Genomic DNA, 12,557 nt, shown 5'->3' with positions numbered 1-12,557 from the left:
TTCAGCGCTTTTCGATTTTCAAACCGCGTAACTTATCGCACAGGTCTGCGTGATTTTACCCGGGATAATCACATGGCAATTTATTATTACATTGATTTTTAAAGTTGAAGTGAAATTATTGTTATAATTATTACATTGTACCTGATTTCAATTGTAAAACGTTTTATCCCCTTTGTTAAGCTATGTCTCACGAACAAATTGTTCATGACGATCATAATACTGCTATCTGGCTTGCTTTTAAAGAAGGCAATTGGGATGCCTACACACAATTATATAACCAATATTTTAAGATCCTTAATAACTATGGGCATAAATTTACAAGGGATGTCAATGTAATTGAGGACGCTATCCATGATCTTTTTATCAGGCTGTGGACAAACAGGGCAGGGCTTGGTAATCCTGTTTCAGTAAAAAACTATCTTTTCAAATCTCTACGCAGCATTATTTTCCGCAAGCTGCAATCAAAATCGCGTTTTGTCGACCTGGAAGATGAAGCGGAACATAACTTTCCTTTCCAAATTTCATTCGATCAGCAGATCATGGCTGATGAGGAAGAGCAGGAACTACAGAAAAAAATTAAGTTTCACGTAAAAACCTTACCGGCACGGCAGCAGGAAATCATCTATCTGCGCTTTTATGAGGGTTTGGGCTATGATGAAATTGCTGATATTATGGAAATAAACATCAGCTCGGCCTATAAATTGATTTATAAGGCGTTTGATAATCTTCAGGATGTACTCAAAACATCCAAATTGGCTATTGTTTTAGCCCTATATTCATGTTTTTACATAAATAATCATTAAAAAAATAAATTTTTTCGGTTTGTAGGGATAATTAGGGTAGGCCGCTGTCTATAAGGATTAAATAACACCTTATAACCTATGCAGATTGCCAAATACAGTAATTACACCCTGCCAGATTTTTTAGAGGACGATGATTTTCTTCGTTTTGTGATTAGTCCCTCACATAACGATACCTTTTTTTGGCAGCAGGTTATTGCTAAATATCCGCAACAGAAAGAAATAATAGCAGAAGCTTCAAAAATTATTACTGCATACCGCAAGCAGGATGTTTTTACTAACGAAGAAAATCAATCAAAAGTTTGGCTGCGGATTGAATCAACGCTGCAAAAAGACCAGGTTAAGGTAAAGATCTTCACGTTAAACAGATTCCTTCGTGTTGCTGCCATGTTATTGCTGGTATCGTCTATAGGTATTGCCTTATGGCTGATAAAAGGCAGGCAAAATGAGATTGATACTACTTATGGAGAGTTGAGCACAGTCACCTTGCCCGATGGATCAACCGTGGTGCTCAATGGTAACTCGAAATTAACTTACTCCGATAACTGGGACAAAAATTCAAGAGAGGTTTGGATAAGTGGAGAGGGTCTTTTTAACGTAAAACATATCAATAAAGACCCCGGCCATATTAAACCTTCGGAAAGATTTATAGTGCATTGCCCTGATATGGATATTGAGGTATTGGGCACAACCTTTAATGTTAGAAGCAGGCATAATAAAACCAATGTAGGTTTGGTGCAGGGAAAGATCAGGCTTGACTATGTTGACGCCACATCAGGGAAACAATCGCTTATTATGAAACCGGGCGATTACGTACAGCATGCCTATAAAAAGGCCCTTACCCGAATTGTCCTTCCCGTTCCCGAAAAGATCACCAAATGGACAAAACATCAGCTGTTATTTAATGACGCCACACTGGCCCAGATCAGCGAGATCATGACCGATGACTATGGCTATCATGTTGATTTTTCAAGCCCGGATTTAGCCAGCCTCAAAATAGAAGGGGAGATCAGCGTTCCCAATGTTGATGAGTTGATAGAAACTATCTCGACTACACTCCCTGTGAAAATCACCCGAACAGACAAAAATATCACCATAACAAAATTAAACCCCTAAATGAATAACTTATGAGAAAACTCGACTCATCCAATTTTTTAAGATGTTGCTGTTTCCTGATGGTGTTGCTCGGCCGGTCGGCATACGGCTATGCCCAAATGGCATTAACCAGTAACAACAGGATCCACGCAAAAAACTTCGGTTATACGGCTCCGCAGGCTGTTGAAAACAAGGTGCTGTTAAAAGATGCGCTTGACAACCTAAAAAAACAATTCAATGTTCAGATAGCCTACCAGGAAGGCTTGCTCGACAATAAATTTGTGCCGGTAAACTTGACCAGCAACATAAGCCAGTTAACGCTTGATGATAATTTGAAACAATTGTTATCTGCATTTCAGCTAACATACCGCAAGATAAATGATAACCAGATCTCGATTTTTACGGTAAAGGACCTTACTGTAATCAATGCAGCTGTTGCAGCAGTTACATTAACAGGTAAGGTTGTGGATGCCGGCGATGGACAGCCTGTTGTGGGCGCATCGGTTTACTTAAAAATTGACAATAAAGTAGGCGCAATTACCGATATTACAGGCAGCTTTAAATTGATAGTGCCTGATAAGTATTCGGGCAAACCATTAACCCTGGTAGTAGCCTATATTGGATATAACCAGGAAGAAGTCGCAGTAAACGATCCCGCATCAGCTTTGCAAATTAAACTGGCGCAAAATAACAAGGCCCTTAACGAAGTTGTGGTTACCGCCCTTGGTATCAGCAAGCAAAAAAAATCATTAGGTTATTCGGTTACCGAAGTTAAAGGCACCGAGTTTACCCAGGCCCGCGAAAACAACGTGGCTAATGCGCTTACAGGTAAAGTTGCCGGTGTTAACGCGGCTGGTTTATCAACCGGGCCGGGCGGTTCAAGCCGCGTGGTGATCAGGGGTAATGGTGGCCTTGCAGGTGATAATCAACCTTTATATGTGGTAAACGGTATGCCGATAGATAACAGCGTGCCCGGTGGTGCTGCCACAGTTAACGGTATTACCAATAACGTTGACCGCGGCGATGGTATAGCAGCCATAAATCCCGACGATATAGAATCGATAAGTGTACTCAAAGGTGGTACAGCCGCGGCGCTTTATGGCTCACGGGCGGCAAATGGTGTTATTTTGATCACCACCAAAAAAGGCCGGATGCAAAAAGGGGTGGGAGTTGAATTTAACTCAACCGCTACCTATGATAATGTGGCGGTATTTCCCGATTATCAATATGAATACGGGCAGGGCGATGGAGGGGTAAAACCAACCACGCTGGCAGCCGCACAGGCAAGCGGAAGGCGCTCATGGGGTTCAAAAATTGACGGCTCAACTGATTATGTGGCTGTTGACGGAAATACCCACCCTTATGTTGCACAAAAAAACAACCTCAAAAACTTTTATCAAACAGGCAGCACCTATACTAACAGCCTGGCATTTTTGGGCGGTAATGAAGCTTTCACCTATAGGTTTTCGGCTGCTGACCTGAACAGTAAAGGTATTTTGCCGGGTACTACCTATGATCGTAAAACCTTTAACCTTGCTCTGAACGGTAAACTGAGCGATAAGCTATCGATTGAAGCATTGGCACAATATAACGTTGAAACCGGCCATAACCGTACCGGTGCAGGTGATGCCCTGGGTAACCCCAACTGGACCCCGCTCGAAGTAGCCAACACGGTTGATGTTCGCTGGTTGAAGCCTGGCTATGATGCAATGGGGAACGAGCAGATCTGGAATGATGCATCCATCGCATCAAACGGTTATTTTGTGATCAATAAATACAAGGAAGATGACGTAAAGAACCGTTTTATTGGCCAGGGATCGGTTATTTACTCGCCCATAAAAGATCTTACTTTTAAAGCCACCATCAGTCGTGACTTTTTCAACTATAATTATACAAACGTACTGCCAACCGGTACGTTGTATACCCCCAACGGCCAATATGCAGGTATCAAGTCAGACGTGTCTGAAACAAACGAGCTGGCAACGGTTAATTACAAAACAAAGATCATCAGCGATTTAACTGTGAATGTTTTGGGTGGTGTAAACAGCCGAAAAAACACAACAAACCAGTTAACGTTTAGCGGTTCGCAATTTACCATTCCATATTTTTACAGCTTTACCAACCTTGCGGTTTCATCAACCACCCCATATAATGCCAAGGTAGTAACCAATTCGGTTTTTGGTTCGGCCGATTTCGATTACAAGAGCCTGGTGTTCCTGTCATTCACCGGAAGAAAAGACTGGTTTTCAACACTTAGTCCTAAAAGTAACAGTATCTTTTACCCAAGCATAGGCGGCAGCTTTATCCTGTCGGATGCGGTTAAACTCCCTGAGTTTTTTAACCTTGCCAAACTGCGCGGTTCATGGGCACAGGTAGGCGGCGGCGCACCCGATCCTTACGTTATTAACCTTACTTACAGTAACGTACCAAGTGCCGGGCAGCCACTGCAAAACGTAACAAGTAATAACATTACCAACAGCAATCTTAAACCATATACTTCAACAACATTTGAAGGCGGCTTTGAATTGCAGATGCTTAAGAACCGCTTAGGTTTGGATGTTACGCTGTATGATCGTAAAACAACCAACGATATAGTAAATACAGCTATTTCTTCAACATCGGGCTACAATAACGTGATCCTGAACGTTGGTGAGGTAAGCAACAGAGGTATTGAAGTATTGTTGAATGGTACACCCGTAAAAACAGCCAGCTTTACCTGGACCACGAGCTATAACGTAGCCTACAACGATAACAAAGTTGTTAAACTGGCTCCCGGGCTTAACACCATTCAGCTGGCTACTTCGGTAGGTAACTGGGGTATTTTAGATAATATTGAAGGTAAGCCCTTTGGTATGCTGGTTGGTACCCGTATGCAAAAGGACGCTCAGGGCAATGTAGTGTTCAATGCCACCACCGGCTTACCAGTACAGACCCCATTGCAGCAGCTGGGTAAAAGCGTTGCCCCGCTTACCATGGGTTTAACCAACGAGTTCAGGTATAAAAGGTTCTCGTTAAACTTCCTGATTGATGGCAAGTTTGGCAACAAAGTGTTTTCGGTTATGGAAGTGTATGCTACCCGTTTAGGCTTGATGAAATCAACATTGCCGGGCCGTGAAAACGGATTGGTGCTGAACGGTGTTGATCAAACAGGCGCTCCTTACACCCGTACGGTACCTGTAAGCGGCTTAAGGTCATACTATGATAACTATAAAACGTATTCCGACCTGTTTTTGCATGATGGCAGCTTTGTTAAACTTCGCCAGGTTATCCTGTCGTACGCGCTTCCAACAAGCCTTTTAAACAAAGTTAAGATCCAGTCGGCCAGCATATCCTTTGTGGCCCGGAACCTTTGGACTATCTATAAACAGACAGACAATTTTGATCCGGAGCAAAGCTTTACCAATAGTAATGCACAGGGCTTTGAGTCTATCGGCTTGCCACGTACCCGTTCACTTGGTGTAAACCTTGCCGTTAAGTTTTAACACTTTTAAATTGAATACGATGAAAAGACATTTAACAAAATATATTTATTGTTCCCTGGTAATGCTCGGCATTATCGCCACACAATCGTGTACCAAAAACTTTGATACGCTCAACGTGAACCCCGATGCATCGTCAAAAGCGGTACCACAGTACATTTTTACCAAAGCTCAATATGATGGTACTGCCCGTATGCTCGATCTGTTATTGGGTACCATGCAGTATACTACCAGTTTTAATGATGTGGCCGGTTTCGGATCAAAATATGTATTGAGCCAGAGCCCGCAGTCGGCAGGCGCTTTCACCAATGCCTACCCAAATGAGATCAACGAGTTGGGTGAGGTTTTGAAGGCAGTGGGTACCGATGCATCGCAGGTGAACCTGCAGGCCGAGGCACGGATCTGGAAGGTGTATTGCTTTAGCAGGCTTACCGATCTTTATGGCGATATCCCTTATTCGCAGGCTGCACAGGGTTATGACCAGGCGATTTATAAACCTGCTTATGATGCGCAGAAAGATATCTATGCCGATTTATTGAAGGAGCTTGACCAGGCTGCCCAAAGCCTTGACGCAGCCAAAACAACCTTTGGTTCGGCGGATTTAATTTACGGTGGTAATACCGTAAAATGGAAAAAGTTTGCTTATTCACTCATGCTCAGGTGTGCCATGCGTATGACCAAAGTTGATATAGCGCAGGCGCAAACATGGGCAACAAAAGCTATAGCAGGCGGTGTTATTTTAGATGATGCCGATGTCGCCAAAGTAGCTTATGTTGGTGCAGGCCAGGATATCAACAAAAACCCTTTGGCGCTTGATCTTTATAACAACGATTATATTGCAGGCAACGGTAGCACCAATACCGAGGGCGGCAAGTACCAGGATGTATTTATCAATTACCTGAAAGCGAATAAAGATCCGCGTTTGGCTGTGTTATCTGTGGTATGGAACAGCGGCGTGGCTGATACTACCTCGGCTATCCAAAAGGGCATGTCGGCGGGACTGAATGCCAAACCTGCCGATTTTGTAACCTATTCGGAGCCTAATCCTAAAACCATACTGCTGTTAAATTCTCCGCGATTGGTTTTTACAGCTGCCGAAAGCTATTTTCTGTTAGCTGAAGCTGCTGCAAGAGGATGGTATACCGCTGCCACTGCCGAATCATTGTACCAGAACGGCATATCCGCATCCATGCGCCAATGGAGCATTATAGCGGGCAGCGCCGGCACAATTACTACGGCACAGATCAATTCATACATCAACGCGCACCCCTTTAATACAGGTGGTACACTTGATCAGAAAATGGCGCAGATCTATACCCAGTTTTGGGTTGGTTTATTTCCTGATGCGCAGGAAGTTTTTGCAAGCTATAGGCGTACTGGTTACCCAGCGCTTGTGCCTAATAATTATGTTGGTAATGCTACCGGCGGTAAAATATTCAGGCGGATGTTATATCCTGTTGCTGAGCAAAACCTCAATGCTGCATCATACGCTGCCGCCATTGCACGCCAGGGCCCGGATGATTTTTTAACCCGGATTTGGTGGGATAAACAATAATATTAAAGTTTGATTAGTTGATGTTGTTTAGGGGAGGGCGTGGGGCTCTCCCTGATTTTTTACTTTTGTTTTGATGTATAAGAAGTATATTTTTTTCCTGCTGCTGGTTTGTTGGCTTCAAAACGTATCAGCGCAAAATGATTTGGTTAAGGATGATAATGCAAGTAATTATAACCTGAATAAGCCCGAACGCGAACTATGGCTTAAAAACACCGGTTTAGGTTTGTTTATCCATTTTAGTATGGATAGCCAGTTGGGTGTGGTGATCAGTCATTCATTGGTTGGGGCAAGTGACGATTATGTGAACAGGTACTTTAACGAGTTGCCTAAAACATTTGACCCCTCCAAATTTGATCCGCGTCAAATAGCAACGCTGGCTAAGCTGGCCGGGATGAAATATATTGTATTTACTACCAAACATCACTCGGGTTTTTGTATGTGGGATACCAAAACTACCGATTTTAGCATAACCCATACACCTTATAAAAAAGACCTGTTAAAGGAGTTTGTTGATGCCACACGCGAAGCCGGTTTGCAGGTTGGTTTTTACTTTTCGCCCGAAGATTTTAACTTTCTTCGTGATCATCACATTACTATCAGCCGTACCGATGTTAAAATGGATGCCCAAACCCGGCATGAATATGATGAGTACACCCGGAAACAATGCGAAGAGCTGATGACTAATTATGGTAAAATTGACGTTTTGTTTATTGATGGTGATCCCAAGGAAGTAGTAAAGCAAACCTGCTGGAAATTACAACCCGATTTGCTGATAACCCGCGGTGCCATCAAAACACCTGAACAGATCATGCCGGGCGCCATGATCAATGAACCATGGCTCTCCTGCATCACCATGGGGACGGCCTGGGGATATCAGCCAACTAACGAACGCTATAAATCGGGTAGCCAGTTAATAGGTTTATTGATAGAGGCCAGGGCTAAAGGCGGTTCGCTATTGCTGAACATTGGTCCGAAGCCTGATGGGGCATTACCAATTGAGCAGGAAGAACGGTTGCGGGAAATGTCGGCATGGTATTTTGTTAACCGTGAATGTATTGACAGTGTGCGAAGCTGGGTGATAAGTAAAGAAGGTGATACCTGGTTTACTGCGAAAAACGGGCATACACTTTATGCCATTGTTACCAATGCTGCCGACTGGAAAGAGGGAACCCGCAAAAGTTTTCTGATCCGTTCGGCCATTGCCACTAATAATACTAAAGTAAGTGTATTGGGGCAGAACAGCAGGATCATCGAATATAAAACTGATGATGTAAGCTGCAGGTATAAACAAACCGATAAGGGACTTGAAATATCTGTTGTAAAGGCGCAGCGCATTTATGACGATCACCGCTGGCCTAACCCGGTAGTGATCAAATTGGAAAATGTTAACCCTGTTTTTAGGGAAGCAGCCATAGTTGAAACCGGTGCAGGTTCAAAAGTAAAGACCGGCGCGGTTTTAAAAGGGAAGATCCTGAATTACAAGAATATTTCGGCAAAAAGAGCCCGTTTTGATTATCGGCCTTATCATGGGCAGGTTGAAACGTTATATGCAGGTAAGTGGACAGCCGGTACCTGGGTAAATATCAATGCTGATGGTACTTTTGAAGCAACCCTCCCTTTAAAAGCCGATTACGAATTTAAAGCAGTTGTTGAACAGGCTAATGTTGAAATTGAAGGGGAGAACAAGTTATTTAAGCCGTAATATTTCGTATGATTATGGAGGAGGCTGTATCATAATCAAATTGACCAGTTGTGTTTCCTATGAATTGAAATTTAGCCGGTAATATTTATACAAAAGGGGGTTAACATATTTTTTGAAGAATATGCACTCAATTATCAATAATTTGAGTGTATGTTAATCCTGGATTGTGTTAACCCTGTTAACCCCCCTTTTGTTAGTAGGGCAAATCCACCCCGAAACTATAACTGCTTAAGTATCTGAATAAATCAAAAAAAAGAGGCTGGTTTTACAGCCTCTTTTTTTTAAAGGTCTTTGATGTTATCGTTAGGGTTCCTGTCAATCAGTTTGCTAAACGGATCAATACCTACAGAGGCAGGTTCTCCTTTAACAACAATGTTGAATTGCTGTTGCCCGCGTTTAAGCTTATACTTTTTAAGGTACAAGGTGTTACTCACCATACGGTTACCGGCACCTTTAACCTGCCTGCCAAAAATCCCGATATCGATATAGTCGTTCATGTTAAGAGCCGGGACGTCGTTGTTTTTGGCATCCTTCCACACTTTATCAATATCAAGCTTAAAGGTAACTTTGTATTCGTTTTTATTACCCGTGGGCTTGCTGCTTGCTTCAATCACCCGGTTATCGTACAAGGTTATCTTCTGCCAGGTATCGGTAAGGTAATATTGCAGCGAGTCGGGTACATGCTTTTGGAGGTATTGATAAAGGTTGTTGGCTCCCGGAAAGGGAGCGTTCGTTTTAAAAGCATAGGCCTTTTTAAATTCGCGCAGGGCCACGTTCAGGCTGTCTTCGCCAATCAGGTCGCGCAGACCATACAGTGCTACACTTGCTTTGCCTCCCCATAAAAACCAATTATTTGCTTTTATTAAAGGATGTTCGTTTTCATTAAGGTGCCGCCTGATAAACAAGTAATACCACAACTGGTCTAATACAATATACCGCATGTTATCCTTGCCGTATTTGTGCTCGGCCATCACCAGCTGATCATAATTGGACAAACCTTCGGGGATCACCAAACTTCCTACCGTGCTGTTTGGCGCTGTCTGGAAACGCCACCATTGTTGGGACAGCAGCCTTGTGGTATTGGCATAACAATAATCAAAACTGTTAGGATCCCTGAAATCAGCATTCCATCCAAAATATTCGGCATAAGTGTTCAGGGTTGTCATTGAGGCATCCTGCGGGCCATAAACAGAAGTTTCCACCAGGCGGATGTCATTAAACGGATAGTTGCCGTAAACTTTGCTGTAATAGGCTAAGCCATCTTTATATGCCGCAATATACCTGTCGATATTAATGTTGTGCTCCGGATGGTAATAAACCTCAATGTTCACCTGGTGATCTAACTGAACAGTAGCTTTTTTTACAGCCAGTTTTTCGGATATAATACCCATTGGCATGTACATGCCGGGTTTGTCCTGCACGTAATGGAAATAATTACGGCCATCCTGCTGCCAGTTTTTTACAAGCTGCCCGGGAGCAATAGCGGTTTGATCGGCCAGGGTTCCAATGGTTACATCAAGCTTTAACAAATCGGCGGCTCTTCCTGCTTTAAGCGTGTTGATGCCCTCAGGGTTATCCTGTTGAATTTCTTCTTCCTTTTTTTCGGGCAGACCGGCTTTTTTACGTTCATAAGGGCTGCCCAGTTCGTCGTCTTCATCGTAGCCTAAACCAGGGAGCCCTCCGTTAAAGAATGTACCGTTGTTAATAAGAGTAGCAGCGTACATGCCATTGGTAAATCCTTTATGAACTATTTCTGAGTTGATCTCCAGTACCAGCGAATTGCCTGGTAGCAAAGGTTTTATAAACCGGTATAAACGGAAATCGGCAGTATCAGCTTTCGGCCTGAAAAAATTGAAAAGTCCGTGGGGATAAAGCAAGGGAGTAATGAACGGAACTAACACCCCGTCGGTTTTGACTGAGTAGGCGGTCAGGTCATCACCATCAAGCAGCATTTGTGATATGGCAACCTTGTTTTTATTGGTGACGGTTACCCATGCATGTGTAGCTACCTGTTGCTTATCGGGATAAAGTTCCACCTGCATTTTTATGTTGGTTACTTTGGGCAGGGGAAGGTGCTCATATTTTTTTAGCGATTTTTCATATTGCACCGCTCTGGCGGTATTTTCATATTTTATGAGATAAGCGTTTAAAAAGTTTACGTTATAATAGTTCCAGCCACCAACAGCCAAAAAAGCAATTGCCACTATAGTGGTGATCAAAGCCGTGCTCCTGTTAAAGCGCTGAGGTAATAAGCGTAGCCTCTCTTTAAAAGATGATGTTACTCCACGGTAATAAAACAATGCCGAAACAATGATGAGCAGCCCCGCAAACAGCAGCCAATACAAGTTAAACCAATTTATAGGCGTCGCCATATGGCCTATACCGGTCATGTCAGAGATGCCTGAGGACGGTGTATACGAATACAGCAGCAGATTATAATCAAAGATGCCCGACTTGCGCAAAAAGAATACGATCACCCAGGAAAAGACACCTATGCCGTGAGCGGCAAATTTGTTATTCACAACAACATGTACCACATAGCAAAATACAACCATCTCCAGTAAAGAAGGCAGTAAGATGTAGCCTATGTAGGTTAAATATGCTGCTATGTTTAGGGCGTGGTAACCTTTTAATAATTGAACAATAACACCTGTTATGATGGGGATAAAAGATAAGCCCGTACCGATAAGTAATAAGGTGATCAGTTTTGACCCATTCAGGATCCAGTTTGGCGGCGGGAGCGAATCATTAATAAAAGCATAGCGGGTAGCCCTGTCACGGTGCAGGGTTTCGCCGGTATAAAACATGATGATAAAGAAAATGAAGAAGGGAAAGGCATCATTAAAAATTCCCAGCAGCGTAACCGTACGCGGAAAATCAGGCACGCCGTTCCTGCTTTCGCCAAGATAAAATACAAAACCGAGGAACAAGCTGCCGCTAAGCAATATGATCCAGAAATAATTATCGCGGATAATATTGAGCAGTTCCACTTTTACCAGGTTGCGTAAGGTGTTCCGGTTATATCTACCGCTAAATCTTACTTCCGGCCTGATAGTTACCTGGTTTTTAGTTTTAACGCCTACCTCATCAATGGCTGCTTTGTCGCGCCGCCCGCTAAAAAAGCGTTCAAAGCTGAACCTAAAATAAGTGAGGATTACAATAACTATCCCGATACCTCCCCATACTAAGCGATTGAGCATAAACGTACCGGTTACTGGAAATAAGGTGGTATTTTGCTCCGCAATACTTGAATTGTTAGTTTGCATCCTTATGCCGTTGAGACCAAAAGGATCGCTGAGGTTTATTATCGTTGGATTGTTAACGTGATTAAGGAAAAATAGCGCGATGAAGTAAAACAGAAACAACAGGATACCGCCAAAGTAAATAACCTTTACATTGCGGGTGAGCGCCACCAGCCCGAAGAATAAGGAAGATGTAAACAAAACATTAGGCAGCCCAATGGTGAAAAACGGGTGCAGGTAGTAAATGAGGTTATTGGGGCCGTATTGTTTAGCATCTGTCCATCCCATAGCCGGGCCAAGTTTGGTGCCTATAAATGCACCGATAATAATTGCCGATGAAATAGCGATCATGAAAACGAATGAGCCAAGGTAACGGCCCCAGAAATAACCCGCTTTTGTGATAGGGTAGGTTAGGTAATAATCTTTTGTGTTGTATTCAATGTCGCGGTACAAAGCCGTGCCCATAATTGATGAGCTCACAAGGGTGATCATCATGGTGATGCCCGAGCACCATAGTGCAAGTACATAAGGCGCGTTGATGTGTTCTTTTTCGCCTAACGGCAATGAGCCTGTGGAGAAAGTAAACACTGTAAATAGCAGAGCGGCTAAAAAATATAGGTAAACGGCTGGCCTGCGGACCCGGTTCCGGATCTCGAACAGAAATATTTTAATAAACATAAACTA

General features: G+C 43.1%; 6 protein-coding genes. 5 read left to right on the top strand and 1 reads right to left on the bottom strand.

Annotated elements, in window-relative coordinates; genetic code table 11:
- The first annotated feature begins 182 nt into the window (after window positions 1-182).
- The 5 genes from AC1DUD_RS04095 to AC1DUD_RS04075 all read left to right on the top strand — a co-directional run bounded on the left by AC1DUD_RS04095 (window position 183) and on the right by AC1DUD_RS04075 (window position 8,631).
- Window positions 183-803: an RNA polymerase sigma factor gene (locus AC1DUD_RS04095; RefSeq protein ID WP_477371898.1), complete on the top strand. Its 621-nt coding sequence runs from the start codon at window positions 183-185 to the stop codon at window positions 801-803.
- Window positions 804-881: 78 nt separating this feature from the next.
- Window positions 882-1,916 (top strand): FecR family protein, encoded by a 1,035-nt coding sequence (locus AC1DUD_RS04090; protein ID WP_477371896.1) that lies wholly within the window; start codon window positions 882-884, stop codon window positions 1,914-1,916.
- An 11-nt stretch (window positions 1,917-1,927) separates the two neighbouring features.
- Window positions 1,928-5,377: a SusC/RagA family TonB-linked outer membrane protein gene (locus tag AC1DUD_RS04085; RefSeq protein ID WP_477371894.1), complete on the top strand. Its 3,450-nt coding sequence runs from the start codon at window positions 1,928-1,930 to the stop codon at window positions 5,375-5,377.
- A gap of 19 nt (window positions 5,378-5,396) precedes the next feature.
- Complete coding sequence (locus tag AC1DUD_RS04080) at window positions 5,397-6,929, top strand: SusD/RagB family nutrient-binding outer membrane lipoprotein (RefSeq protein WP_477371892.1); 1,533 nt, start codon at window positions 5,397-5,399, stop codon at window positions 6,927-6,929.
- Window positions 6,930-7,002: 73 nt separating this feature from the next.
- On the top strand, window positions 7,003-8,631 hold the full coding sequence (locus AC1DUD_RS04075) for an alpha-L-fucosidase (RefSeq protein WP_477371890.1): 1,629 nt from the start codon (window positions 7,003-7,005) through the stop codon (window positions 8,629-8,631).
- 281 nt (window positions 8,632-8,912) lie between these two features.
- Here AC1DUD_RS04075 and AC1DUD_RS04070 read toward each other — a convergent pair whose 3' ends face one another.
- A complete protein-coding gene (locus tag AC1DUD_RS04070; RefSeq protein ID WP_477371887.1) occupies window positions 8,913-12,551 on the bottom strand; it encodes a hypothetical protein in 3,639 nt (1,212 codons plus the stop codon).
- Between the last annotated feature and the right edge of the window lie 6 nt (window positions 12,552-12,557).

The organism is Mucilaginibacter sp. P4_A11 (assembly GCF_056402535.1).
Note: the sequence above shows the minus strand (reverse complement) of the source record. Positions and strands in the feature narration are given on the sequence as shown.

Bases quoted from the DNA above. Each gene is read 5' to 3' on its own strand.
- AC1DUD_RS04095 (WP_477371898.1), top strand. From the start codon at position 183: ATGTCTCACGAACAAATTGTTCATGACGATCATAATACTGCTATCTGG.
- AC1DUD_RS04075 (WP_477371890.1), top strand. From the start codon at position 7,003: ATGTATAAGAAGTATATTTTTTTCCTGCTGCTGGTTTGTTGGCTTCAA.
- AC1DUD_RS04070 (WP_477371887.1), bottom strand. From the start codon at position 12,551: ATGTTTATTAAAATATTTCTGTTCGAGATCCGGAACCGGGTCCGCAGG.
- AC1DUD_RS04080 (WP_477371892.1), top strand. From the start codon at position 5,397: ATGAAAAGACATTTAACAAAATATATTTATTGTTCCCTGGTAATGCTC.
- AC1DUD_RS04085 (WP_477371894.1), top strand. From the start codon at position 1,928: ATGAGAAAACTCGACTCATCCAATTTTTTAAGATGTTGCTGTTTCCTG.
- AC1DUD_RS04090 (WP_477371896.1), top strand. From the start codon at position 882: ATGCAGATTGCCAAATACAGTAATTACACCCTGCCAGATTTTTTAGAG.